The sequence below is a fragment of the Halonotius sp. F2-221B genome, from assembly GCF_046719765.1.
GTDB lineage: Archaea > Halobacteriota > Halobacteria > Halobacteriales > Haloferacaceae > Halonotius.
In genome coordinates this window covers 39,986-66,820 of record NZ_JABEBY010000018.1, presented here as the reverse complement: position 1 = coordinate 66,820, position 26,835 = coordinate 39,986, and the positions used below count along the sequence as shown (strand labels likewise).

The following is a 26,835-nucleotide window of genomic DNA, read 5'->3' as shown; positions in this document are numbered from 1 at the left end:
CAGAGTGCCTCGACGCTGGCGGCGTCGAGGCTCTCGACAATGCCTTCCAGAAGAACCGATTCGATGTTCTGGTCAGTAATGAACTCGGCAAGTGTGGCCAGCGGTATCGTTTTGTCGTCGTCGATACTTACGGTCAACCGCACGTCGATTGTGGCGTGCATGGGACACCTCTTGGAGTGGACACCAGAGGCGTCCCTTTCCTCAAGGGAGACAGTTGCTACTGAACTCTAGAGGACTTTGCAACACGACCGATTAATTGAGAGGATGCCGTCCACAAGAGGAATATTATGTAGATTGGAACAGAACCGTATAACAACTTTTTCTTGTTATTTACCAAACTTTCAGATAATTTTTCGTAATGACCTACTTTATTGCTAAGTTCGTCACTATCTTTCCTGATTCGTGTCCAAACAGCAGGGTCAAGACTCAGACTCTCAATATTGTCTGTGTTATTGATCATTCTGGTTGTCCTACCTTCGTTTACCCACTCAGCCCTGCAGTTTCCACATCTGGTGTATTCAAATTCAACATCAATCTTGTCGTTGGAATATGTCTCATGTTCGGTGTCGTTTTCACACAACGGGCAGACTTCTATAGGATCGGCACCTATGTCACTCCAATGGACTATTCCATCTATTTTAACCAGCGTTTCATATATTTCAGAATTAAGGGATTCATTGAACGACGAGATTGATTCAGCCAACTTTATATCTGAAATTTCGTCATTGAGGAACTGTAGATCATAGTAGTCGGATTCACTGAATGAATTGGTATTTGCCATATCGTGTACCAAATCAACGTACTCTTGCATATCAGAAAGAAGATCGTCAACAACACCAATGAAGCTAGACAGTTCTTCTGTTGTTGAGGAATCAAACTCAGAGGTATCTATTCCCCGCAATGACTCAATTTTATCTTGAAAGTCATTGAGGATAGACAATGCTTTGTCTCTTTGATCTCGGTATCGTCGTTCGACACGTTCAGGAACGTCATCATCTAATTCCTGACAAGCACCTGCATACTCTACCAGCTCACCACTAATTTCTGCAAAATCAGTGAACCTCTCTTCAATCTCCGCTATTGTATTCAGACACTCAACATACTCGGAGACAGCGTAAGGAAAAGTATCAATTTCAATGGGAAGATCCGTTTGGCCAGTTGATTGATTTTCGTCCACCGGCCGTGCCATGCTATCCCCGTGAATAGCGTTATGACACTCCTTGCAGATGGTTTTGAGATTGCTTTTCTTGTGAGTCCCACCCCTGCTCTTGGGAACGATATGGTGGGCGTGTAGCTCTGCATTTCCTTTCCGCCCGCCTTTGACACCACAGTTTTGACAAGTGTAGTCATCACGTTGGTACACTTCCTTGCGACGACTGTCCCAATCGGGAGGGTAGCCTTCGGAACTCATCTGTAGAGATAGTTGTACAATGGGTTGACAAGGTTTTCAAACCAACGACAGATTGGCTCATATCAAATATCTCTAACTTTAGTCGTGACTAACTGTTGCGTAGAACCTCTGTATCGGTCACTCCGAACACCCCCACATCAAACTTCAGACATTTTTCACCAGATTAGGCAAGAGCCACATTGAATTCCCATGGGTTCGAATACTCGGTCATGTCCGACACGTATCTTGTTGAACTCAAGGATACTGTCTTCCAAGATACGCCGTTAACCGAGGAGGAATTCAGCGATGACCGACAAATCGAATTTTCCTCAGAGGCTGACGCTGAAGCGTGGGTATCTGACAAGAACAAGCTCCACGACAATTTAGGTGAGCTCACACTCCACGACGCTCATCCGAACGATACCTCCGATGTTGAGGCATACGTCGTGTTCCAGCCCAAGGGCCGATGGGTGCCAGACTCAGACGCCTAACACCTACCCTGAATAGGCACACACTCCGACCCGTGGGGAGTTTACGACTGGTAGGAACATTTCTGGCTCACATTCGTGGTCAGTTTGACAGTCATCGCAAAGCCAACCATCCTCAGCGTGTCTGTGCCTGCTACAGACTCCGGTCGCCTCGGCACCGCAGACTCCACACTGGATATCCGGCATATCGTTGCGTGCTAACAGTCGAACCGGCATATCACCATATTCCGCAGTGACCCCGAACCCGCAGTGGTGATCGTCGCGCTCGACGACGCGGAGCGTCAGTTCTGTAGTTGACCCGAAATCATACTCGTGGGTGAACTCAGTATCCGAATCAAGCACCGACCCCACCTCATAATCCATGTCTCGCTCATTCAATCCACTCGTCGGCCGGGCAGCAAACCGGGTTCCGCCGATAATGAACGCGCTCAGATGTCCACAGCACTCCAGCCACATGTGCCGGAGGAATTGATCGAGTGTTTGGAGTGTCGTGTCTCCAGCGACCTCAAAGTGAACCCAGAAATCCGACTGGTAGGCACCTTCCACCCGCAGATGGAACGTATCTTGCTCGCTCTGGTAGTAGTCACTACGACATGCTCGCAAGTGGTTGCTCATTCCTTGTTTCGTGTACTCCTCTTCACAGAGAGTACACATACCGTCAGTAGCCATAGTTAGTTCAACACATACCAACAAAATAAGCCATCGCCGATTAGCTCTGCGTGATGCTGATAAAGTCAAGCACGAACTCTTGGGGCAACAATCCCCCATGATAGAATCTCGCGTCACCGACACCCTGCTTACTGAACCGCTTGAGTGGGCTCGCAAGTATTCTAACCTCCGAATCCAAGTACCCTAACCGCGCACTGTCATCGAGTAAGACGCCAGGAGCATCCTCAGCTAGACCTTCGCCAGATATCCACCGGCGACCAGAGTCAGTCGTCTCGCTTGGCCGTGAAATCTTCTCGGGGGTGACTGCCTCGGGTAACAGCACGAAGCCGTGATCGGTCAGAATATATGCCTGATCCCATTCTCCTTGTTCGATTTTCTCGCCGATGAATTCGGCCAGGGAATCGACTCGCTGGGCGAGCAGTCTCTCAAGGTCGCTCAACTCTTTCTCGCCGATGTTGTCGAGATCGTTTTTGAAATACGCGACTCGTGTTGATTGCCACCCATCGTCTTCATCACGAGTGACTGTCCAGCCATCCCCGTCTAACAGCGATTCTCGGCGGTTGGTTGTGACACGACGGTTGTTGCGGCGGGGCTGTAACTCGCCATCGACCAGGGAGACATCGAACATCTGGATCTCTCCTGGTGTGAGTGCAGCCTTTCCAAACTCGGTCTCTGAGGGCAGTGTGCCGAGCCAGACCTCCTCATCGATAGCGAACTCAGGTGCGTCAGCTGGGAGTGTCGCCACGTACTCACGCAACTCGTCTGCGAGTCGCCGAGCAAGATCAAGTCGGAGTGCGTCGATGACGAATATAGCGACTGTCTGTCCGCTTTCGAGTCCATCTGACTCCTTGGTGAAGAACTGATAGGAGTGTTTTTCTTCGACAAACGGCGCACCATCCTCAACGGTCTCTGTGACGAGGTCACCGAGGTCTTCGAGGTAGGCGACGTAGTCTGACTGGAGTTGTGTACGGAGTTCTCCGAGCGTGTCAACAGCGGGGTGACTGCCGGGGAGCTCTGATTCTGGTTCACCAGCGACAACGAGATTGAGCACTGCGTCGTCAATCTGCCATGTGCCGTCGTCGGGATCAGCATACAGCGAGACAACATCATCGGTAGATCGCTCATTCCACGTATCGAGTTGGTGTGCGAGACGAGCGACTTCGGCAGCCTGTTCCCACGTTTGTGTCCACGGGCTCTTTGGGCCGTAGCCGCCTCGATATGTGCCACGGTAGTCTTCACTTCCCAGTAGAGCATCATGCCGTTGTTCGGCGTGTGTGAGGCACTCTTCGTAGTCACCGGCGTCGAATGCTGTGTGCCATTTCTCCCAGAGGCGACGTTCGAGTGCGGCATCGACGATGCAATCTGCAAGTTCCCATGGCTCATCGATGTCTTTGATGATATCAGGCCAGACTGTATCGCCGAGGAAGCGGTCGGCGAGCAGCCCAGCGGAGGTCGTGTTGTTCAACAACGATTTGAGTTCGGGGAGATCGTGATCACCGGCTGTCTCAGTACGGTACTTACTCGGGAAGGCTTCAGCATCGGCACCGGCGTGAATTAGCCATTCGGCGACCGCCCACCGGCGTGTCGCTTCGACGATGCCTACTGGTTCGTCTTCGTTGGCGACTGCATCGACACCTTCGCTCGTCAGTAAGTCCTGCATCTGTTCGATGGTGCCGGGATCGTCTTTGATGTCACCCCATCCGTTCTCTAAAATGAATGCTACTGGGTCAGTATAGCCGCCAGTGACGATTTGTGTACGCAACTGTTCGAGCGTGGGGAGTTGTCCACCGGTGAGTTTGTCGTGGAGAATCCGGGCGATCTCGCGTCGCTTGGTCGGGTCATCTGTCTGTGTCGTGGCTTTCAGTTCCCACGCATCGAGCTGTCCTCGTTCGAAGGCATGGACGGTGAGGTCTTCGATACTCATCTCCACCTCGCCCCCGGTGTGCTTGATATCGCGGAACCAGTCGTAATCTCCCTCAGTCTCTTCGGGTTCTTTGACGTGTGGAACGTACCAGACCTGTTCGCCATCGACTGCGTCTGCACGGAGTTGTAGTGGCGTCTCCTCGGCTATTTTGAGCTGCACGCCGAGTTCTTCACAGGCTTGCTCGATGATATCCTCAAGGTAGTTGCCATCGTCCCACCAGAGCACAACCGGGTCTGATGACTCTGCTTGGTCGAATTCGCTTCGGATAGTATCTTTTGCGGCATCGGGGAGGGTCTGCGTTGCTTGCATATTTTAGAGCACCTTGTCTTCGACTATCTCTGGGACGATATCCTTCTCAGCGAGCGGTGTTATGTTAATTGCGACACCATGCTTGTGGACAGGCTGGTAGCCTGTTGTTGTCACTTCTGAGAGCGCGCGCTCTTCCCAGTCAGAGGGTATTTGATTGTCAATAGTCTGGCAGTCATCCTCTATCTCCTCGGCAAGTGCTTTGAATTCCGCAATCGGTGGCAGTTCAGCGATATCATCGATATCTTCGCTTTCCGCGATTTCTTTGAGATACTCCTCGCTTATTGTAGATTCATCGTCGATACCAGTAGCGAGCGAACCGAGCATTTTCTCCTCCTCTTTGAGATTATCGGCGGGCGTACCATCTTCATTGAGAAGGTAGTCTCCCTCACGCTCAAAGTAGTAAGTCATGAAGAGAATACCTGTACTGGAGTAGTGATCTGAACCCTTGAGTCGCCAGTTGAAGTAGTCGAATAGATCAGCGAGATGCGCTTCGACAGGCTCGCCGCTGGGCTTAGCGTACTCCTCGCAGGCGCGTTCGAGTTCTTCAAGAGCATCAATCCACTCGTCGCGCCACTTATCGACCTTGTCCCAGAAGCCATCAGAGAAGGTGTCTTGGAACCACTCCTCACTTTTCATTTTGCGTAGTTCAACCAGCGTTTCGATCCGTTCGGCGGTTTCTTCCCGGAATGTGGCGACCTTAGGGGCCATCTCGTTGATGTGTTCCCGATTTCCATCGTCGAACTCCCGCTCGCTGGTGGAACCAAGGCTCTGCATCACTTCTTCGAGTTCGGCGATTTGTTCGAGGGCACTCGAACAGAACTCGAACTCGTCTGTTGCTTCGGCACGTTTGCTCGTTGAGAGCGACTCGTCGTTCCGTTGCTGGTTTGCTGCTGACCGACGCTCGCGGAGTTCGGCTTTCTTCGGTTCTATATACTGGTTGCTTAGGCGGTCGAACAGGCTTGCGTCGAGTTGGTGGTAATCAACGAAGCAGGCGAAACCCTCGCCTTTCGCGTCGGCGAGAAGTCGTTCCGTGCTGAGTTTCCAGATGATGGGTGTGTTCTCCATCGTATCGACGTGGTAGGTGAAGAGGTCGTCTTTGATGAACGACCGGAGGTTGGGGTACGCCTCGTCGTCGGCGGACTCGGTGCCGAGAATTTCGTCGACCTCGATCAGTCGGTCGTCGGCATGCTCGCCGTAGGCGTCTTCGAATCGCTCGACGATTCGGTCGAGCATATTGGGTTGACCGTCTGTGCCTTCGAGTGAGATGATGCCGTCCGACTCCTCGCGGACGGCCTCCATCGCAACGTGGTGGACGAGGTCTTTGACCTGCTCGTCGAGGTTGTCGGGGACTTCTGGGACGGATTCGGGGTCTGGGACTTCGCGGTCTTCGGGGTCTTCGGACGTGCGAAGAAAGATTTCTGTGTTGATCGCATCTTGAACAGATTCTCCTATCGCTAACTCCGAATATATCAGTCCGTCAATCGTCTTAGATATATTCTCTATTTTTTCTTCGTATATTAATTCCTTTATTTTCGTATCCCTTGAACTAGATTTGATGCTATTTGTTTGAACATCTGCTGTTGGCACATCTATCTCAGTAGGCAAAACTTGGATATGCGGATGATTATAGTACCAGTCTTGATCTTCATTCTTCGGTAGAAGCGACGGCCCTCTATAGTATGGGCTGGTTGGGTCTTTCTGTTGCTTTCCTAGCTTGTTCTTGAATTGTTTTTTTGATAATTGAGATAGCTCATCTATAGATTGCAACTCCCTAAGCCATGGAAGACTTCCAATAGCATCGGCATTCCAGTTTCGTTCTGTCGTTTGGGATAATACTAAAGAATGATACAGATTTGAATTTAAAACCGATAGCAATTTCCAAAGCGAAATATCCTGTACAGGGACTAGCATAAACCCGTTGGTGCTGAAAAGACCACCAGCAAAATAGCCGAACCTTCGTCCCGTATCTTTGATGTATGTCCAAGTGAGGGCCTCTTTCCCGTACAAATCTTGATTAGGTGTCCTGACATACGAACTAGAACGTTTCAGATTTTCGCCAGACTGCCCCCACTTGATTACATTAGTAATCTCAGGAATTACCCACGCATCTGCCCCACCATGCGCAAACGGATGGCTAGAATGCCATTCTGAAATCTCCCAGTGCTTCCTGATAAATCGATCATCATTACCAGTTACTATCCCCGGCCCAATCCGCGCAAGGGACTCCTCATCAGAGTGAGAGTGGGTGGAATCAATTCTTATATCGCAGTCAAATAGTTCCCTTACTTCCGTGGGAACAGAGTAACAGATTGGAGAACGCGGAATTTTTTCGAATTCTTCTAAATCAACTCGAAACAGTCTGTCTGTATCCAGTTCAGTTCCACATATTATGTCAGTAAATACTTCTTCTTTCAAAGAACTAGATATGTCATGTAGTCGTAAGAAAGTCCCCGTTGGGGAGGGGTTAATCCCCGACCTGACCACAGTTCCAACAGTTCGTACTGTAGCGTTATCCAGAACGCCAATACCGAATTCGGCCAAGAAGTCAAAGCTTCCTTCCGAACCCAGAAAATCTCTTCTAAAGTTTGTAAACCTCCCTTTATACATGAACTGCCTCGGTATAAGCATACCAATCCTACCATTCTTATTAATAAATTCGTCACAAACTTCGAAAAAGCTGATATAGAAATCTGCTTTGTATGAATAATTTTCTTGAATATATTCTTGTACGACATCCGGCATTCTAGTTCCGGAACCATACGGCGGATTCATCAACGCCACATCGTAGTCCTGCGCCAGCACATCTAACAGGCGCACGAAACTCCGCAAGTCCTGTGCCAAGAATGAGTCCTCCTCTCGGTGCTGGTCAACCGCCTCACGCAGACTGTGCAGAATCTGTCCGAGCGTGTAATCCTCGCGTGGGTCGTCACCGAGCGTAATCTGAACCCCTTCTTCCTCGCTGTCGTCCTCGAACAGGTCACCGAGGGTTCCACGCACGTCGAGCAGACTCCCGAGACCGTGGACTTCCTCGAACGCGTCGAGGATGCGCCGGAGGGCATCCTCCACGTCGGATTTTCCCTCTGCGACCTCGTCGAACACCTCTTCGACACCCTCGATGTCGGCCACCGTCGCGTCGGCACAGACGATACCGACCTCCGGCATGTCGAAACCGCTGGCACCCTCGGCTTCCGCGCGAGTTCGACCCTTCAGATAGAGGTTGAACGCGGCGAGTTGGCAGGCCCGCATGTCGAGGTCGACGCCGTAGAGGTTGTTCCGCAGAATCTCCCGGGGAATCTCGGCGTGGTCGAGGTCCGTCTCGGCCCGGTAGATGCGCTCCAGCACGTCGAACGCGTACAACAGGAAGTGCCCGCTACCACAGGCTGGATCGATGACGCGAATGTCCTCAGGTCTATCGAACTCCGGTGGCTCGCCTTCCTCTTCAGACGGAACGAGATAGGTGCAGAAGTCCGCGATGTCCGGAGATTCGTCAGGTGAGAGCGGGCGGTTCTTGCGCTCGTCGGGCGTCATCGAGTCCTGTCTCTCTACGGTATCCTGTAGTTCTCCCTGATCTTCGAGATAGAGTTTGCCGAGCGAGTTATCTGTGAGCATCCGCACGACCCAATGTGGCGTGTAGAACTGGTTCGCCGCTGGCACGTCTTCCGGCTCCAAACCTTCTCTGTCACCCTTTCGTCGGAGATCGTCGAGGAGTTTGACATTGTAGTATTCGTATACCCACCCGAGTACGTCGTCAGCCTGCCAGACCTCGTTAGGAACCTGATCAAGCATTCCACAGAGATCTTCATAGGTATCGTCGTCGGGGTCGATCAAACTGTAAGCCGACGAACGGTCGAAGAGGATCTCGATTTCCTCTGCTAGGTCGTCGCACGCATTCCGGTAAGCTTCGAGTACAGCCTCCTCTTCGAGCATGAAATCCTCGGTGACCAGCTGGTCGGCTGCTGGTGTGAGTCCATCTTTACGAAACCGCGTCACCTCGTTGTCGATGAAGTCTCGAACTTCCATACAACGGAGAGCAGCCAACCGATTGACGATAGTGTAGCCGACGCCCGTGATGTATTGTTCATAACCCTCCTCCCAATCATTGCCATCAACAGCTTCCAGTTCGATAGCCTCAACGAGTTCTTCCTCCTCGTCGCTCAGAGACTCGTCTTCGTCGGGGCGATTTTCTACGTCATACTCTTCAAGCTGATAGCGAACATTCGCCTCGACACGGTCACGCATTTCGGTAACAATGTCTTCGAGATGCTCGCGCTCTTCTTTGTCAAGTTGGGCCTTGCGGGGTTGGGTAGGGTTTCCGTCCATACGAAACTCAGTGATGTTACAAGTAGAACCAGCAAGATGTCTTGAAGATTGCCCATCATCTCTCGGACGGCGGCAGAGTCAGGATTTTCTAGTCACAGGTTGGTTGACACCCGTACGACAACGTCGCCTTCGACCTCGACGACTTCTTTCTCAGTGAGGTGTTTGATAGCCTCATCTACATCATCGGTAGAGAGATCAACCGCGGCTTTCAGCTCAGATCGAGAAATCGATTCCTCGAAGGCCTGCAGCACTTCGAGTTCCCGGTATACCCGTTCGGTGATTTCTGAGACACGCTCGCCTAATGGCGTCGTAATGTTGTGCTGCTCTTCGAGTGCCAGTAGTGCCTCGTTCATATACGTAACAAATAGCTCCTGTCCCAGTAATTCGATCTGCTGCTCTAGTTCGTCCTCAATAACGTCGAAATCAAGATCAGTCTGTACGAGTGCGAACATATCCTCGATATCGTCCGTTCGTCCGGCGACTGATTTGAACAAAAAGATGTCTTCGGGACTGACCACCGCGATCGATAGCCCACCGACATCCAGATAGGATTCACTCCGGCGGCGCATCCCCTCTGAGAGGACGAGTTTGTCAATCACTTGTTTGTTGAAGATATCGATACGACATCCGTCATTGTTCTCAAGAATTCGTTGTGCTCCGAGGTCGTCGTATTCCTCTCCAGGCTCTTTGACAATGTCGTACCCGTTCTCCAGCAAAACAGCCTGTAACACCCGAAGATTGTCGCCGTCAGCCACGATAAGATCAATATCTTTGGTGGTCTCTTTGAGATCCTGGAACGCCATTGCGCCACCGCCGATCAAATAGACGGTCAGATCGGTTTCGAGGTGTCCACCGACCCGCTCAAGTTCGGACTCGATGTATTTACTGTCGAACCGCTGTCTCATACTTTTACCTCGTAGTCCTCGGCGAGATTACGGAACTCCTCCCAGCGTGGGAGGCGTCCTGATCGACTTTCACCTTCGGTATCAAGATATTCGAAGAGGTTCGACACCTGCTCTACGATATCGTACTTTTCAGCGAGTGTGAGCACCTCATCGCGCTCAATTCCTGTCTCGCTGATCAAGAGGAGGGAGTACGACTGCGAGCGTGTTCCATCATCGATCACGAGCATGTGACAACACAGTTCTGCTGGGGATATGTTACCGATTGATTCCGAGTACAAGTAATATCGACGCTGGCGGGCCATCAATGGGAGATCGTATTGTTGGAATAGTTCTGGCCCAGTCAGGTGAAACGCCTCTGATTCAATCTCGACACGAGTCTGAACGAGAAACTCGTCTAAAGAATCCCAGAGGATAGTGAACGACTCAGCGTGGTCTTCAACACGCTGTCTATGGCGTACGTGTGCAAACTCACGGGCCAACATAGACAGCCCTTCGAATTCATCGTTGAGCGTGTATTCACCGTCTGATTTGTAGAGTATACCGCGGTTCTCCAGTGGGGAGAGAGACCGATGTACTGTGCTCCGATGGACGTTGGCTTGCTCCGCGAGTTGCGTAGTAGTCGCCGTTGACTGTAGGTAGAATAGAATACGAAGCGTCGCGCCACCGAGTAATTCGGGAAACGGAATGTGGGTGTACTGCTGGACGAACTTGTCAAACAGTTCGATGGCTCGGGCATCTGAACGATTGATCTGTTTCTGTTTCCCCTCACGGCTAGTATGAACCAATCCTTTCGACTCCATTCGGGCAACGAGTTCCGACACGTAACTACGGCTCCGACCCAGCCGGTTGGCGAGTCCTGAAACCGTAGACTCCTCCTGAAGGGCTTCCAGTGCTTGAAGCTCCGCCTCGGTGTACACTATGTTGCGTATTTACGAACTGAATATAAATAAGTTTGGTATATTGCAACATCAAGCCGTCAGTCCAAGGAGTCGATCATCACAACAGACCCATCAGATAGGTCATTCATAGTCTCTCGAATCTTCCGCAATTGCTTGCTACTACCCTCAAGCAATTCTTCGGCATCGTCGATGAGTTCACGCATACGATCTTTACTCGGCGAGCTATCTCCATCTACTGCATCAACGACAACGTCGGTGAGTTCCTTGTCAGGGTGCTCGGTCTGCAGTTCTTCTGCAAGCTCTGCCAGCCGTTTCTCAAGATTGAATGGATCTTGGGCTGCCTCAAGCAGCCGCTCAACCTCGGCTACGCTTGGTGGTTGTGACTGCGATAACGTGTCCTTGATCTCGCTAGTGACCGGATGCGTCGGATATTCTTCTCCGAGGCGTTTTGATGCATCGCGCAGTTGTGACCAGAGACTGGCTTCGCCCTCGGATGCTTCAAGCAGTCGTCGCGCTTTTTCATATCGCCTGGCCTGCTGGATGACCGTCGGATCGACCAGATCCGCCTCTACAAACGAGTCGCCGTCCCATGCCAACTCAAAGAGCTCGTACAACGCATCAATATTCACTGCTTCAAATTCTACGGATACCCGATCAGCAGTCTCCTTACTACTCCCGTCGTGTGCGAAGAGCCACGTTGAGAGGCTGGAAACGATACTTTTCGGTTCCTCGTCAGTTAGTGTTTCACCGGTAATACGCTCGTATTGATTTTGAGCGACAGCCCGTCGATGAGCGTCGGCATCGTCTATTATTTTCTGCAGTCGTTCACTGTCGGGAACCTCGGCACCACCGGTAATTGCCTGCATGTCTGCGGTGACATCTGCGCCGGGATGGAGTCGCTGCATCTCAGCTTTCTGCTCGCTGAATCGATCCCAGAGCGTTTCATCGTCGGAATCGGGCTGGAAGAGGTCTTTCGCTCGGGCAAACCGCTCGGCTTGTGTTTCGATTTCCTCTGATGCAAAGTCCTCCGTGTCAAGTTCTTCTCCGCTAAGTGCTGGATTTATTGCGTTTTCTAAGGCACCCAGTGACGCAGTCTCATCGAATTCTCTGCTGACGCCTCGCAGCGCACTTCGTACGAGAACGCTGTTCTCGTCGATCCACTCTGCGAGTTCTGAAAGCCATGCGTCCGGATCGTTGCCGACTGGTGGCTCACTCATGATCGTCCGAACAGTTTCTCGGATCTGATCTGGATCAATGCCATCCAGTGACTCGAATCGAATTTGAATATCTGTCAGATTCGTCTTGTTTCGAACCGCTCGGCCAATCGCTTCTGGCTCGGTGATATACTCGTCATCTTTCCGGAGGGCGATCTCGTTAGCTGTAGCGAGCGTGATCAACAGCGCAGAAATCGATTCTCTGGGTGTTCCTCTGTAGCTGCCACCTCGCTGGATCGTTTCGTTGAGTAATTCCTCACCTCGAATTGACTGCGTTGTCTTGTAGTCGGCAAGGAATAACTGACACCAGCCGTCTGTGAGGGTTGCAGTATCAGTATCCACCCCTAGCATGACCGCATCTTCTTGTGAGAGTGGCCACTCGTCAACTCCTCTGAAGAAGTTCGCCATCTGTTTCGCGTCATCGACTTCTGTGATCCCACCGGAGAGTGCATAGCGAGTAGAGCCGAATACAGACTGTAATTCTTCGACAACAACGCGCTCAAAGACATCAGCATATCTTCCGTTTGGACTGCCTGACCGCACATGGACATCGGCTTCAGCGAGCCGCTCTCGAACATCCGAGTCCAGATTTCGCTGGTCTTCCCGGTGATCCTCTTCTAAATCCGGATATGTCTCAGTCTCTTCGGAGAGGACTTCTTGCATCCCCATTACCTTCCGTAGTCTATCGACTGTGGGCCCCGGAATTTCAACGCTAATGAGGATGTGTTCGCCTCCCTCACGTCCTTCGTTGGTTGACTTCCAAGATTCGACTTGACTCTGTACTGTCTCTGGATCATCGGCAAGCAAGCGAACACGAATGGCATCGAACTCCGGAGTTGGGGCTCTATCGACTGGATCGAGTACTGAGTAGTTGAACCGAAGTGGGACGTTAGACTCACCGCCAATATCGACTTCGTGCCGACTATTGTCTGAGAGTAAGTGCGGACTCCCCTCCTGTAGTGTAGACTCTAGTTTAGCCGACAACCGGTGGGAGGAGATCTCCTGTGCACGTGTATCGGCTCTTGTGAGAATATCTTCTTGCTCTTCGGACACGAGGAGGTATTCTTCGTCACCGTGTTCATTGACCTCTGTCAATATCTTTTGATCACCGTCAAGCTCACCAAGAGCGTCAGATACGTCGTCTCTGACTGATTCATAGGATTCGTCGGTGGCGTTGACCATCAGCCGGGCAAGGTTCTCTGGCGTTGATGGTACCGATGACCGAACCTGATTCAGCAGGTACAGTGCCTTCGCTGTGCGGACTGACCAGGCGTCTTCATCACCGTCAGCGGACGGGATGAGCTTGTTTTCGATTATCTCCTGCACCCACAGTGGGATGTAGGTGGTTTCCTCAACGAGGAGGTCATACAGTTCATCCCACGTCACGAGGGCTCCAACGGGCTTGGAGCTCCACTCGAATCGTGTGAAGAGCGAGCGGACGAGAATAAGCAGGGCACGCCCCTGTACGTACTCTTCATCAGTCACTCGACCGCTGGGCATCAACTGCTGAAGGACTGTCCGCAACAACCCGAGATCGTATTCTCGGAAGGGATATGATTCGATGGGATCTGGATCGGCATCGGACACGTCGTCGTATGTATCCAGTGTGAGATCGGGCATCTCCTGCAACGCAGCCTCCACCGTGTCTGCCCCACTAGTATCCTTCTGCAACCAGCGTTTGCGAACAATAATCTCTGTATCGGCCCCTTCGAGTGGCTCTTGTGCGCCATACCACGGTTGATCCGTGACTGCGGTCTCGTTGAACTCGCCGTGAATCTCGCCAATCGGATACTGCCCGGTTCCGATCACCGGTGGGTTTGGCCCGACACCTAAGTCAGTCAGCGCGTCCATCGTTTCTTGGAATTCTCTGTATCGGTGTCGCCCATCGCCGATGAAGAGTGCAACTTCATCCAGTCCGATGAGCAACTCAGTATCTGTATCGGGCGTACTCAGGGCATTTTGCGCCGCTTCAATGCGATCAGTCAGTTCGTCCGGATCGAATTCATCTGGATCGACTTCCTCTATGGCCTCCTCAATCGACTGTTTGACTGCCTCACGAGACGAGTAGGGTGTGTCATCAAGCGTCGGGACGACCTCGTAGAGCCAGCTTCGTAGCGAGGCTCGTTCCTCGTATACATCGTCGAAGGTTTGGCCGTCATGTTCGACTGCTTGGAGCTGTTCCCAGCAGTCACCGTGATTCATATCAAGTTGCCAGGCCCACTCAAGCAGCCAGTTCGGATCAGTCGGATATGCAAGCTCGCGGCCGATAGCCTCGTAAATCAGGTACGGCAGTGGCGGCTCCTGTGAGGCATCCCTATTGAGCAGATTGAGGAAGACGGGCTTCAGGCGATCAACATGAGAGTTGACGAGACTCTGTCTGAACGACTGGAATCCAGGCCATCGGTTAGCTAATTCTTCGCCAAGGTCGGCGAACTCAGAGTCGGTATCTGCAGCGAAGCCAATCAGCTTCAGCAGGTGTGTCTTCCCGGAGCCAAACGTCGCCGAAATATAGAGGAAACGGGATTCTTCGTGGGGATACTTATCGACGAGTTCGCCAAGCGTCGTGAGCACTTTGCGGGCACTGACGGTTTCATAGAACTCACGTACGTCGTTTTTTGCCCGTGTTCTCGCATTGACCTTCTGGACTTCTTCGAGCTCACGGGTTGGCGACTGCTGGAATATCTCGTGAATCGGTGTGTCGCTCATTGCAGATGCACTCCCTGAATCTGGCCATCGATTTGATGTGCCGGGTAGTAATTCCGTGATTCACCGTCAAAGAACCGCAATGACCCAGCGACAATTTCACCGGGGAACGGAATCCCGATTGTTGACTGGACGTTCCGCCGATCCAATTCATCAAGCAGTTCGGACGCCCGCGTAAATGGATAAAGACTCCCGAGGTGAGTAAGCAAGACGACGTGTCGCTGTCTGTTGGGTTCCTCAATATGGTCAATCATCGTAGAGACGAGTTCTGAAGCTAATCGATCCTGCATTGTGTCCGTTATCGATGCGGGTGAGCTGTCTTTTCCAAGATCGACAGCGAGGTCAAACACTGGCGTCTCGGTCAGTAATTCGTTGAGTTGGAGTACTTGGACAGTGCCGTCATCAGGGAACTCTTCGGTCTGATGTGGATTCTCTGCCCAGTCTGTAAGGCGATCTGCGACTCGATGCTCGTATTTCGGTTTGAGCGGTACAATGACGAATGGATTCCGGATTCCCCGGCGACCAGCTGCGAATTGAGCTAGTCGTTCAGTGAAATCATGGAACGGCTTATTACTTGTCATCGGATCATCACCCCCGTATCAGTGCGTTCAACACTGAGGTCGTGTTCTTTCACCAGTCGCTCCAATTCGGCATCAATCGAGTCTTGATCAGCGGGGAGAACGCCAATCATAGTGATATCAGCAGGCGACTGCTCGCCGACGATAGACACCAAGTCGTTGAATGTCTCACGTAGGGCTGCAACTTCACTGCCAGCAACGACAGCAAGCGGTTCTAGGTCATCAATGGCGGTTGTAGCACGGATGAAGTCCTCGGCATCATTTTCAGTTGTCCCGCCGAGAATCGTTGTGACGGCCGCTGAGATGTCTTCATACCACGATGAAACTCGGTGTAATGGTCTGATATACTCGTTTTCAAACGCTGGGCGGATATTTGAGCTGAATTCCCGTGACGGTTTGATCCACGGCGAGGCCTGCAGGTCAGCAACGAACGAATCGATATTTGTGTCGGCTTGGAATGACTGCCAGTCGTCTTCCAATATATCATCGAGTGCTGGCGAAATTGTTCGGGCATCATTGAATCGATCCCAACCATCGTGTGTCCACCATGCGCCGTCGTAGTCTTCGATATTCTGCGTGAGGTCTTGTCTAGCCGCCTCAGCCTTTTCTGAGAGCCAACTGAATGGTTGGTTGGCGAGCGTTAATCTGGCATCTAGTTGGGTAAGGGCCGATAGTCGCCGGTTCCAGATATCTGTGGCGTCATCATACCACGTTTGCGCTTCTGTTGTGTCCGCAACGACTTCCTCCCAGTCGGTATCACGCGATTTCACCTCCTCTCGGCGTTCAACCCCTTGTTCTCGTTTGCTCTCTAATCTTTCAATGAAGGAAGCTAGCAGGTTCTGGACAGCAGCAGTCTGAATATCCTCCCTCTTCACAATCTCGACATCCTCAATGAGGCTATCGAGCCGGTTTACTAGCCTCTCGTTTGCAGATTGGAGTCTGACGATCCCGTCCGGAATTGTTTCAGCTGAATCAATGAATCCACCTTTGCGGAGTATATCTCGGACGTTATCTCCACCGGCGATCTTGAGTCGTGTTGTAGTCAGTTTTGATAGATCAATGACTGCGTCTAATTCGATTGAATCTCCCGTTTCATCGACGGGTAAGAAATCGCCTTTTCGGCACAACCCCCAGATAATCGCACACAGTGCCGGTTTTGCTTCTTCATAGATCGGCTTTTTCTCGACGATCCCATCCAGGATAGTAGCCATCGCTAGGTTCCCGCCGCGGTTTTTCAATTGGCGACCAGTGAAGGCACGGACGTTATTTTGGGTCGCCCCGCCATGTGTTTCCGGATCTTCGGTTGCAACCTCAATTTGTTGGGCCCAAGCTGGAAGCGAGTCTTGCGCACTGAGGCCTCTGAGCTCTTGGAGATGTTCGTCGTCTACCTGTAGCATTACAGGATGGAAGTCATCGGGATAATTGACATCGAGATACTCCTCGACTGCCGATGATAGTCCGTTGATCTGATCTCCACGGTCTGCAACATCGAAGGAGCCGCCTTTGAGGGCTTCTGAGAGCTTGCTTATTGCACGGGTTCGTCGGTCAGATAGGTCACGCTCAACCGATTCAGGAAGTGTGTGCTCGCCGACTGCATCGCGGAGAGCCCACCATTCGACGAGTGTATCACGGAGGTCATCAAGCCCATCTTGCCCAATTGCCCATTCAAGCGGATCTCCGCTATCTTGACTCACCGGCTCTGTTTCAGTTGGTGACAACCCCTCGACAGCGATAGAGACATCTAGAGCCTGTTCAGCTTCAACGGCAGTATCGAATGCAGTGCCATCGACACTGAATTCGTATCGTACAGGGTACTGTTCCCCAGTATCGCCGTATTCTGCTGAATTCGGTAGAGAGAGTTCTCTGACGATATCTTCCCACAGGTATGAATCAACAGCTGGGAGAATCGCTTCCCAATCAGCATCCTCAAGATTTGCTTCGGAAGCTTCGATGATTTCCCGTTCTTCGGGGTGTGTGAATGCGTACTTTGCGCCGGTCTCGTTGTGTGTCGGTCGAATGAATTTTCGGAGTCGTTGGAGTGACTCTTCGACGCGATTCTCCATTTGGAACTGTGTTGGGCCATCGAGATCGCTCAAGACCGCGACTCCAATATTCCGCTCGCTCATTGGAATCGTCTCAGGGATATGCTGTAGCAGTAACACAGCCTTAGCCACCTTCACGTCAAGTTCTTGCAACTCTCCGTCATCCTGTTTAGAGTCGATTTCATCGATGACGCCAACATCCTGTGGCGTGATATCCTCAAGTTCGGGCTCGATGAGATCGTAGAAATCGACGAGTGAGATGACAGCTGATTCGTTGCCTTCGTCAATCCACTCTTCGAGGAGTCCATGCACTAAGGCAAGAATCGCACGTGCAGTGCCCGAGAAGATAGATTTAGCCGGATCATGGGCTTCTTCACGTAGGTTAGAGAGGATCTCTAAGAATAACGATGGCTGGTATGGGAGGAAGGGATAAAACGCCAGTAAGCGGCCGTGATCGATGTTGTCGAGCGGAGGATCAGTATTCTGTTCAATCCCGGAGTAGACGAGTAACGTTTCTGGATCATTACTCGTCTGTTTGAGTACGTCTTCGACCTGTTGTTCGCCGTCGTCGGTCTTCTTCAGAAGACGTTGTGTCGATATTTCGCCGACGTGACGACTCGGGAGCCCGAACCGATGTGGGAATCGATCTTTGACAATACTGAAGTCCGCGCCTCTGGCTGCAAACTTGGGCTCGACATCTTCAATTTGAGCCTGTGCAGTCGCCACGAGTTGTATATCGCCATCACCGATCTCATCAACACTCTCTGCAAGCGTCTGTAACTCGGTGAGTCGGTCGAAGTCTGTCCCAATGAAGAGACTCACCTCATCGAGAAGCAAGACGAGTTTGACTGGTTTGTCGAATTCCACAGCTCGCTCACTTCGGAGCTTCTCCAACCGCTCTACCATAGCCTGTGGATCAAGGTCTGAGGGTGTCAGGTCATCGAGCCCGTCAGCGGTGCCTGTTTCTTGCTCGAAGAGTCCCGGAAGAACACGTTCAGCGAGTGCAGCGTACTGCTGTACGTCCTGCCAATCGTACTTCCCTGGTGAGTCAACTGTTTCCTGTAAGACGGACTGGGTCGTCGCTGTCCGATTTTCCCACGCATCGGTCGTTCGATACCAGTCTTCGAAATACGCCACATCAAGCTGTGATGAGAGGCCATTATCGACGCCTGTCAGCCGCTCAGATGTGTGGGCGGCCTGCAGGACGATCTCACTGAAGCTGCGTTCTTTCTGGCCCTGATGTTTCAGGAGGTTCACTGAAATCGGGATGACCTCATACTCGTCGTGGATCGATGTCCACATATCGTTGAGCGTCTCGAATTCCTGCTCACCGGTGAGTTGCTCCCAGACGCCGTTCTGCTCCCGAAGCCAGTCGCTGTCCATCAATCCGCGGAGAACACTCAGGAGGTGGCTCTTCCCGCTCCCATAGTAGCCATAGAGCCAGTAGTTCGCCCCTGATCGCATATCCTGTGATTCTCCGCGCAGGCGCGCAAGGAAATCAGAAATGAACTCTTCGGATTCTGTGGTCACGTGGTAGGTGTCGATGGAGTCGAGTCGGTGATCACGACCGGCGTCTTCCCGGTCAATGCGGACTGATTCCTCAAAATCACTGCCAACGTCAGCAGCAAACCACTCCTCGGCAGTCATATTTCTCCCTCCCACGGATCGGCCCAACCGTAGGTATCGTCTGTCGGACTCAGTCGGAGTTCGCCGTGCATTTTGCTAGCCTCCCAGCTTGGATGGTCACTCACCCGTTCAACGAGTGTGTTCCAGTACTGTTCGGGTTGGAAGAGATACAGCCAGCCAGTTGGTTGTGATAGCCACTCTTCACCGTGATGTTCCCACGAGTATCCCGAGGCAATGAGAAGTGGAATGGTTCCGAGCGTTGGAACTTCACCTTGGAGGGATTGCTGCGACTCAAGTACATCGATGTCCCGCATCACTGATCGGAATCCTTCTTCCCATCGACGGGAAGTCGAATCCGCATAATCGAACTCGGTTCCGTCTTCATAATGAACCTCATTGAGAATATTGTGGATAGGTTCTTCGCTGAAATCCAGTCCATCGACGCCAGTTCGCACTAACCGGTCTACGTAGCGATGAACGACATACTTCACCAGCGGATCTTCTTCAAGTAGATAGAAATACAACACTTGAGCCTTCTCTTGGGTTGTCTCACACTGCTCGAAGATAGACGGGAGTGTAGCGATACTCGGAAGATCCCCGGTGGCAGTTTTGAATCGACCACTGAGAATACGATAGATTTTCTTGGAACTCCCGCGAGTGCTTCGTTGATCAAATCGCTCCTCTAACCAACGTTCTTCAACCACAGTCCAGTCGCGGTGTTGGGCATAGAGTTGGGCGAGAATTTCGGCATTCTCGACAAGCAACCCACAACTGGTGAGGTTCATTGTCACCTCGCCGTGAGTATAGGTGGCATCAAGTGAAGGAAGAGAAACTCCGTGTCCATCGGGGCGAGGACTCATACTACATGAGACTTCATTGACGGTACTTAGATATAGGGAAGCATCTCCACCTACCTCCATGGAAGGAAGTTCCGATCACGCATATTGACCGAGACTCACCGCAAGTTCTATCTAGATTGCTTCTGAGGTGACAAGTATATGCCAAGCCTTCTCACGGCACAAGAATATGTCTTTGATACTGAGGCGTTGAAAGACGCTTTTCTCGCCCTCCCACCGTCTGAACGGCATGAAACAACCGGTTATGATGAAGCAGCATTGGAGGCTCTAATCAGTTATTTCGCTGATTGGGGCCCTGCCCGCAACACTGATCGGAGAGCTTCCCCAGCGGCTAGTCTTGAGGATCTATCTGCAGATGAAAAACGCGACCTCTATAGCAAGTTGACAGAAAGACTCGTAGAGAATTTTGCGTCTCAATACGGCCGAACCATCGAGGTGGCTGATTTTGAAGGGTTCTTACATCGACTCGGTTCAGACCCACTACCGGAATCGTTCGCTACGTTTGGTTTACGATATCTCTGGGGGTTCTCCAAGCGTCTTCAGCGATATAGACAGGATCTGCTCGCAACTGAGGGCGAGGAAGAATCCGCCAGCACAAAAGAGCAAACTGACCGTTCTTCTCCAGACGATCTTATCGCAGCTATTCATCGGCTCCCAAGCGAGTATCTATCGACTAAACAATCACAATACGAAGGAGAGGAGAAAATAAACAGCGTTCGGTATCAGTCATTACAGCAGATTCAGTCGGCTGAGTCACTCTCGATTGAAGATGTAGAAGAATTTGAGGCTGAAGAGAATGACAAGCATGAAACAGATATTATGCAAGCCTATGATGAGTTCACCGTTCTTGGTCAACTATACTATGATTACTTCAAACCGCGAATTGATACCTATCTACACGAGATCACCGATTATCTGCTAACTGAGTTGGAACTGACGGACAGCGTATCCCACCACGTGAATTTTATCGAACCAAGAAACCAATTAAATGATGAAACGTGGTTCGCGCTCTATCCGGCAGAGCGTGGTGACAAAGCAAATGCCTACCAACTGTTCGTTGGGATTCGTGCTGACAGAGTTCGACACGGCTTATATGCTGGTGACGACTTTCGAGAGGATGGATGGGAAGGGAACGTCGATGTTGAGACGTTCACCCAACTCGATAGTCTGACAATTGAATCTGTCATCGAGAAATTCGATAGCCTACGGCAACAATATGCCCGACTCAATCGGCTTGATGATGTAGAACCACCTGAAAAGCCACCGGAAGAACGTCGTAGAACAATTGCCCGCCAGTTGCAAGAGGCTAATCAAGTCGTCTTCTATGGGCCGCCGGGAACTGGGAAAACATTCGAGGCCCAGCGGTTCGCCAACTGGTGGGTATATGACCAGACCGATGGGCAGCCTCGTGAAGAGCAAGTGCAATCCGTGACGTTCCATCCTTCGTTTTCATATGAGGACTTCATTGAGGGGCTCACCGCTTCAACGACGAACTCCGGGGAGGTCGCTTATACGGTGGAGGATGGAATCCTGAAACGAATCGCTGAGCGAGCCCAAACAGCCTATGACCAAACACCAGACGGTGAATCACCTTCACCGTTTGTGTTGATAATCGACGAAATCAATCGCGGAAACCTCGCACAAATCTTTGGGGAGACGATTACACTACTTGAAGATGATAAACGTGGGTCACTCACCGTTCAGCTGGCCCATTCAGATACGAACTTTTCGTTGCCACCGAATCTGTATGTAATCGGAACGATGAATACCGCAGATCGGTCAATTGCACTTGTTGATGCTGCTTTGCGGCGTCGCTTCCGGTTTATCGATTTCCCACCAGACCTCGATGTGCTATACGATGAGTACGGGTTTGCGGATACAACCGCCATCACAGAGACGCTTACAGAGGAGCCAACACCGATGGCCGTACTCCAAGCATTGTCTATTCGCGCCTTCGAACGGTTGAACGAGAATATACTCACCTCCCCTGATCTCGGCAAAGGAAAACAGATCGGCCACTCCTACCTGTTCGGCCTCGACAGCCCACAGGCTGTTTTGGATACATGGCGATATGATCTGTTGCCGTTACTGGAGGAATACCAGTTTGGACAGTTTGATCGAATTGCCCAGGATCTCTTCGACGGCGCAATTGAGCACCTCGTCAATGTGGAGACCCAGCAGTTAGGAACCTTCTCCCTGCAGGAACTCGTCGATGATTTGAGTGCGTTCGTCGGTGTGGACATTGTAACTGATTTCACAGAGATAATTGATGTCGGGGAACAGCTGGGTAGTGACGTACCCGCTACAGACGGGAATTCGAGTACTGAATCCGAGTATCAGACGTTTGATCGTGTCTATGAGGAGGCACAACAGGAGATATTTGAGCGCGTGGGTGATCTCCTTGGTACTGATGAGATGTATGAAGTCACCCACGAGGACACGGATCGACGCTCGCTTCGTTTCCATTCGGCACAGCCGTATATCCCAGAGCGCGTGCAGTTCATTTTCAAACCAGAACCGGAGCGCAACGGTCGTGTATCCGTCCACCTGAATTCAAAAAACAAGGCGAAAACAGTTGTTCCCGAGATTGCTGAACGGCACGAAGATGCATACAACGAAATCGGCTTTGAGGTAACTGGCGCGGAAAACTTCCGGATCATTGGCCGGGAGTGGGAGTTAGCAGACACCGAAACCCGCGACGCACAGACGGTAGTCGATGAGTTCTACGATAGCGAGATGTATGATGAAGCGATTGCTGCATTTGTAGACCTCGTCAAAACGACCGACGAGCTGTTTCAGAATGCAGCAGAGATGGAGGAATTGTCCGAGAAAGAAACCCAATGACTCCTTCAGAAATCGATGAAGAGTCAACGGACTCGGAGACAATTCCCGAGTCTGGAACGGTGACGCTCACTGAGTGGAGTGAGTCACAGCCACTATCGCTGACCGAAACCGACATCGAATTTCTCGACCAACGGATCAATACTGACACTACCAAACTGGACATCGAATACACCGGTGATGGACATGTGGTGTTATCTTCTTCCCGGTTTGTCGGGATCGCTGCTCTACCTGATGGTCCAACAATTGAGGTGATCCCAAAGAGTGCCGGTGACAATTTTGTATCGTTACTTCAGTATGCCAATGGAGTTGAGGCTCAGACAATCCAACGACGAACCGAAGTACAGCGTGGGACAGCCTTCCTCGATGCTCTGGCTGCATTGTTTGTTGATGAGGTAGAAACGATATTGCAGCACGGTCTCGCACAAGCGTACCAACGAGAGCGCAACTCAGAGGAGTTTCTTCGTGGGCAACTCGATATTCAGCGACAACTACAACAACAGGGAGCGGCGGCAACTGAATTCGAAGTAAACTATGACGAGCTGTCGGCGAATATCCCGGCCAATCAGGGAGTACTGTATGCGGCGATGCTAGTCAAACGAATTGTGACAGACAGGCGGCTTCGACAACGCCTCGACCAACAGATCACGCGGTTCCGTCGAGAGGTCGCACCTCGGCAAGTTAGGCCCCATGAGTTTGCTGACATTGAGGTGACTCGGCTGAATGAATATTACCGCGATGCACTCCGGTTGGCCGAACTAATCGTCCGGAACGTCTACGTTGAAGAATTGCGAGAAGGGAGGCGAGGGTCGTATGGGCTACTCATCAATATGGATGAGATCTTTGAGGCTGTCGTTGAACGAGCGTTTCGGGATGCAATTGAGCAAGGCAATCAGTGGGATGGATGGCAGGTTGAGGGCCAAGCCAATGTTACCGGCCTCGTAACTGGAGGTACTCCGCGAGTGCAGATGCGGCCCGATCTTGTTGTTTGGAATGCCGTTGATGATGTGGTGTTCACGGGAGATGCAAAATGGAAGACTGGAACTGTTCGACAAAGCGATATCTACCAGCTAACAGCCTACCAGTTGGCAGATGATGTTCCTGGAGCCTTGGTCTATCCATGCCAAAATGGGGCCGTCAAGACCGAATATACTGTTCGTGGTCGCTATCCGATGGTTGTCCATGAACTCCCGACCTCTGTCGATGTTAACTCTTTCACGGAATTTTGTGGAAATATTAGGGAAAGTGCAGAGTCACTACTCAAGGACTTATTGTGATGTCAAAAAATGTATATGATTCACAGTATTTAATTTGGCTCTGCACGTTTAGAACCGGATTCAATCGTCCTACCAGATTCAACTTGACAATGGTGACAACATCGATATCCCACACTGTGCGATCCGACCGCCGATAGAGTAACGACAGCGTTCCGCCAGCTGAACCTACTTGATTTGCTCAAAATCTTCATTCTCGGTGACGAAGAGTTGAGAATCGATATCATACAGATAGCCGCGGCTCAACAGTCGATCAAGCGCGTAGTCGGCATCAGCCTCTGCATAATCTGCTTCCAGTAATCGTTCGTGTGCATCAGTCCGTGGGATGCCGTCGTCAGGGTCAATCGTCTCCAGCAGAATCTCATAGGCACTTTCAGCGACAGCACCGAGCGGTCTCTCATCTCTATCGTACATCTGTTCTGTGCGTATTGCTTCTCAGTCGAGAGCTAAACACCTATGGTCATTTTAGCTCCGCAAGAAGCCAGTCGGATCAACTCCTGATCAAGTCGTTCACCGTACGTTACATCTCGATAACGGAGAGTGTTGCTGTGTTGATCTCAGGTGTCAAGCAATCTGCTGACACAGTAGCTCGTGCCAGGAGACTGGACAATACGCTTGACTCTCACGCAACTTGACGGCCCTCATTCCTGGTTTAGAGCGGCTATAACCGTCTCTATGAATAGATGTTGCACGTTATTGCGGAACCATGCAATCGGTCTGGAACCTACTCAGCGACCAGAGGTCTGTCTACACACAGTTATTGGAGTTGATATTCTGAGCCGAACCTATTTTTATACCCTCGGTATAAGCATAGCTGTCGCTATTCAGACTCGAAGGCGACACACCCCCTGAACAGGTGTTGAAGTCTCCCCCGACTTCACTCTTCGAGAAAAAGCGACATTGACCCCCCTAGAACCCTGCTACACCACTGAACATGGTGGTAGCACTGCAACCCACTTTTCACTGTGCCGCAGTATAATCGTTCGCCAGTAGCTATTGTGTTTGATACTTAGAGTAGTGTTGTTACCAGACGATCTCGGTTCGACTGGGTGTTTGAATCGCTTGCAACGTGTCCCCCGTGTGCGAAGTGAAACACCCCGCAGTGTGAATGGAACCCCCCGCTATCGAAGTGTACTCAACCGAGGATCAAGACACGTGAAGAGCTGGCCACCGGCGAGATCAAACGTGTCGAGAGCGGATGAGGATCGATTTTTCGTTCCGAGCCAGTAGGGTATCGAGGGTTGTGGCGAGTATCGCACACCATCGTGCAAGTGTCCGCGCGCCTGGCCGGGAGTCCAACACAAATATCTCGCCTAAGAGAGCGAGCTGCTCAGCGAAACCGCGAATATCTTACCTAACAACAACACGGGATCTCACATTATGTTTGGTAAGTTCATCTCATCATATCCTCCTCAGCAGGCCTGTTTGTGAAGAGGAGAGGGTGAGAGTGAAGTGCCTCTCAAACCCGGCGGGTCTCGTATTGCCGCTGGCGGGTATAGCGGCCAGTTGATAACATGTTAGTTAGTAAGTAAATCTATCGACTACCCCTTGTCCTGAGTGAAACACACCGCGATTGCAAGTGAGGGACTCTCCGGACATGGTGGGGTGTCACCCAAGACTCACAGTATGGACACACCACGTCTCCGCTGTAATTCTCAGTAGTCAGCTTCGTCCATTCGATCTAGAATGAGTTCAGCAACCTCAATCGCAGCCTCGTATTCTTGTGTGTCAATGTCCGCAGGCGACTCCGACTCAGCACTGTCAACGAGATGTTCGAGATAGTCGCGGTCAAGTTCATCGAAAAAGTCTGCGTCTACTTCTTCATGGATGAACGCTTCCGCGAGTTTGCTGAGGTCACCGAGTTGGTCGGGATCGAACTTGAAATCGCCAGCGTCCCTGTCAGTCTTGGCCATCGATACAACTGGCTATGGTGTGAACGAAGTTCAATCTATTCCACATATTCAAACGTTTCAGCGCAGATTGGACACTGGAGTTGGCCGTCTTTGCGCACGCGCTGATCTGCTGGGCCAGTCCAGCCACACTCTGAGCAAAGTACTGGGTCGGAGTCAGACATTTACACTCGGAATAGAGGATCAGCTGACTAAGTTGTGTTACCCAGAGGAGAGTATCCAAAGGCGCGCATTGGCCACTTTCTTCGAGGTGATCTTGTCATCTTCTTCCAGCTCAATAAGCTTCTGATACGCCGTACGATAGGCACAACCAACTTCATCTGCGATTTCCTGCGTACTTGCCTGCCCAGAGAGAGACTCAAGAGAATCTAAGAACTCTTGATGCGGGTATGTACTGGTGAATTTTCCAGTATCTTCGTCCCGTTCATCATACGGCATCGTGTATGAGTCGATTTTACCCATTCACATATATGCATCGGCAGGCCTACCCATGCAGATAGATGTATCCGTTAAACTTATTACCCATGCAGATAGATGTATTGGTAGAAGCGCAGTCCCCTGGGATTGCCTTGCAGTGTAGAAGGCATCCGGGTGTAGGGACCCGGACTGGGCTTCAGAGGTGAGAAACCCAATGACAATAACAAACTCGACACAACAAGAGTGTGTCGCTGAAGAGTTGCGAGAACAGGCTAAGAAACTAAATCTCCTCACACTTGCAGAGTCAACTCCGACCTGCAGTGTTTGTGAGAGACATATCACAGAAGGTCAAGGTATAACACTATACCTGACGCAGTCTGCGGATCGTCGCAAGTACAACATCGCGCAATTACGCTGTGAGGAACACGATCCCGAAATAAATGAGCTGTTTGATATCGGCACCCGAGAA

The 26,835-nt window shown here is 51.3% G+C and carries 15 protein-coding genes and 1 pseudogene; 3 read left to right on the top strand and 13 right to left on the bottom strand.

The genetic code is table 11. The features are described 5' to 3' along the window. Together HKK80_RS12940 and HKK80_RS12935 are read right to left on the bottom strand one after the other, a co-directional pair. Positions 1-161 (bottom strand): annotated as a pseudogene (locus HKK80_RS12940) (ISH6 family transposase); the annotation flags it as partial. 56 nt (positions 162-217) lie between these two features. Beyond that, entirely contained in the window at positions 218-1,411 is a 1,194-nt protein-coding gene (locus HKK80_RS12935) for an HNH endonuclease (RefSeq protein WP_411800013.1), read from the bottom strand. Between the two features lie 209 nt (positions 1,412-1,620). Here HKK80_RS12935 and HKK80_RS12930 point away from each other — a divergent pair, with 209 nt between their 5' ends. After that, on the top strand, positions 1,621-1,881 hold the full coding sequence (locus tag HKK80_RS12930) for a hypothetical protein (RefSeq protein WP_411800012.1): 261 nt from the start codon (positions 1,621-1,623) through the stop codon (positions 1,879-1,881). A gap of 706 nt (positions 1,882-2,587) precedes the next feature. Here the strand turns inward: HKK80_RS12930 and pglZ are convergent. The 8 genes from pglZ to HKK80_RS12890 form a co-directional block, all read right to left on the bottom strand. Continuing rightward, complete coding sequence (gene pglZ / locus HKK80_RS12925) at positions 2,588-4,780, bottom strand: BREX-5 system phosphatase PglZ (protein ID WP_411800011.1); 2,193 nt, start codon at positions 4,778-4,780, stop codon at positions 2,588-2,590. Positions 4,781-4,783: 3 nt separating this feature from the next. Continuing rightward, entirely contained in the window at positions 4,784-9,100 is a 4,317-nt protein-coding gene (gene pglX / locus HKK80_RS12920; RefSeq protein WP_411800010.1) for a BREX-5 system adenine-specific DNA-methyltransferase PglX, read from the bottom strand. Between the two features lie 92 nt (positions 9,101-9,192). Continuing rightward, positions 9,193-10,005: a nucleotidyltransferase gene (locus HKK80_RS12915; RefSeq protein ID WP_411800009.1), complete on the bottom strand. Its 813-nt coding sequence runs from the start codon at positions 10,003-10,005 to the stop codon at positions 9,193-9,195. Beyond that, positions 10,002-10,922: a helix-turn-helix domain-containing protein gene (locus tag HKK80_RS12910; protein WP_411800008.1), complete on the bottom strand. Its 921-nt coding sequence runs from the start codon at positions 10,920-10,922 to the stop codon at positions 10,002-10,004. Before HKK80_RS12910 ends, HKK80_RS12915 begins: the two co-directional genes overlap by 4 nt. A 59-nt stretch (positions 10,923-10,981) precedes the next feature. After that, positions 10,982-14,824: a hypothetical protein gene (locus tag HKK80_RS12905; RefSeq protein WP_411800007.1), complete on the bottom strand. Its 3,843-nt coding sequence runs from the start codon at positions 14,822-14,824 to the stop codon at positions 10,982-10,984. After that, complete coding sequence (locus HKK80_RS12900) at positions 14,821-15,402, bottom strand: BREX protein BrxB domain-containing protein (RefSeq protein ID WP_411800006.1); 582 nt, start codon at positions 15,400-15,402, stop codon at positions 14,821-14,823. The genes HKK80_RS12905 and HKK80_RS12900 overlap by 4 nt, the downstream gene beginning before the upstream one ends. Continuing rightward, complete coding sequence (locus tag HKK80_RS12895) at positions 15,399-19,088, bottom strand: hypothetical protein (RefSeq protein WP_411800005.1); 3,690 nt, start codon at positions 19,086-19,088, stop codon at positions 15,399-15,401. The genes HKK80_RS12900 and HKK80_RS12895 overlap by 4 nt, the downstream gene beginning before the upstream one ends. Continuing rightward, on the bottom strand, positions 19,085-19,927 hold the full coding sequence (locus HKK80_RS12890; protein WP_411800004.1) for a BrxA family protein: 843 nt from the start codon (positions 19,925-19,927) through the stop codon (positions 19,085-19,087). The genes HKK80_RS12895 and HKK80_RS12890 overlap by 4 nt, the downstream gene beginning before the upstream one ends. 138 nt (positions 19,928-20,065) lie before the next feature. On the opposite strand from HKK80_RS12890, the gene HKK80_RS12885 reads away from it, so the two are divergent. Together HKK80_RS12885 and HKK80_RS12880 are read left to right on the top strand one after the other, a co-directional pair. After that, a complete protein-coding gene (locus HKK80_RS12885; RefSeq protein ID WP_411800003.1) occupies positions 20,066-22,768 on the top strand; it encodes an McrB family protein in 2,703 nt (900 codons plus the stop codon). Continuing rightward, positions 22,765-24,042, top strand: coding sequence for an McrC family protein (locus tag HKK80_RS12880; RefSeq protein ID WP_411800002.1), 1,278 nt, complete (start codon positions 22,765-22,767; stop codon positions 24,040-24,042). Before HKK80_RS12885 ends, HKK80_RS12880 begins: the two co-directional genes overlap by 4 nt. A gap of 165 nt (positions 24,043-24,207) precedes the next feature. Here HKK80_RS12880 and HKK80_RS12875 read toward each other — a convergent pair whose 3' ends face one another. The 3 genes from HKK80_RS12875 to HKK80_RS12865 form a co-directional block, all read right to left on the bottom strand. Next, positions 24,208-24,453 (bottom strand): hypothetical protein, encoded by a 246-nt coding sequence (locus tag HKK80_RS12875; RefSeq protein ID WP_411800001.1) that lies wholly within the window; start codon positions 24,451-24,453, stop codon positions 24,208-24,210. A 1,241-nt stretch (positions 24,454-25,694) separates the two neighbouring features. Beyond that, entirely contained in the window at positions 25,695-25,952 is a 258-nt protein-coding gene (locus HKK80_RS12870) for a hypothetical protein (RefSeq protein ID WP_411800000.1), read from the bottom strand. A 198-nt stretch (positions 25,953-26,150) separates the two neighbouring features. Continuing rightward, positions 26,151-26,387, bottom strand: a complete 237-nt coding sequence (locus HKK80_RS12865) for an ArsR family transcriptional regulator (protein WP_411799999.1) — start codon at positions 26,385-26,387, stop codon at positions 26,151-26,153. Positions 26,388-26,835 lie beyond the last annotated feature (448 nt).

Coding starts and splice junctions, on each gene's coding strand:
- HKK80_RS12935 (WP_411800013.1), bottom strand. CDS start 1,411: ATGAGTTCCGAAGGCTACCCTCCCGATTGGGACAGTCGTCGCAAGGAA.
- HKK80_RS12930 (WP_411800012.1), top strand. CDS start 1,621: ATGTCCGACACGTATCTTGTTGAACTCAAGGATACTGTCTTCCAAGAT.
- pglZ (WP_411800011.1), bottom strand. CDS start 4,780: ATGCAAGCAACGCAGACCCTCCCCGATGCCGCAAAAGATACTATCCGA.
- pglX (WP_411800010.1), bottom strand. CDS start 9,100: ATGGACGGAAACCCTACCCAACCCCGCAAGGCCCAACTTGACAAAGAA.
- HKK80_RS12915 (WP_411800009.1), bottom strand. CDS start 10,005: ATGAGACAGCGGTTCGACAGTAAATACATCGAGTCCGAACTTGAGCGG.
- HKK80_RS12905 (WP_411800007.1), bottom strand. CDS start 14,824: ATGAGCGACACACCGATTCACGAGATATTCCAGCAGTCGCCAACCCGT.
- HKK80_RS12900 (WP_411800006.1), bottom strand. CDS start 15,402: ATGACAAGTAATAAGCCGTTCCATGATTTCACTGAACGACTAGCTCAA.
- HKK80_RS12895 (WP_411800005.1), bottom strand. CDS start 19,088: ATGACTGCCGAGGAGTGGTTTGCTGCTGACGTTGGCAGTGATTTTGAG.
- HKK80_RS12890 (WP_411800004.1), bottom strand. CDS start 19,927: ATGAGTCCTCGCCCCGATGGACACGGAGTTTCTCTTCCTTCACTTGAT.
- HKK80_RS12885 (WP_411800003.1), top strand. CDS start 20,066: ATGCCAAGCCTTCTCACGGCACAAGAATATGTCTTTGATACTGAGGCG.
- HKK80_RS12880 (WP_411800002.1), top strand. CDS start 22,765: ATGACTCCTTCAGAAATCGATGAAGAGTCAACGGACTCGGAGACAATT.
- HKK80_RS12875 (WP_411800001.1), bottom strand. CDS start 24,453: ATGTACGATAGAGATGAGAGACCGCTCGGTGCTGTCGCTGAAAGTGCC.
- HKK80_RS12870 (WP_411800000.1), bottom strand. CDS start 25,952: ATGGCCAAGACTGACAGGGACGCTGGCGATTTCAAGTTCGATCCCGAC.
- HKK80_RS12865 (WP_411799999.1), bottom strand. CDS start 26,387: ATGCCGTATGATGAACGGGACGAAGATACTGGAAAATTCACCAGTACA.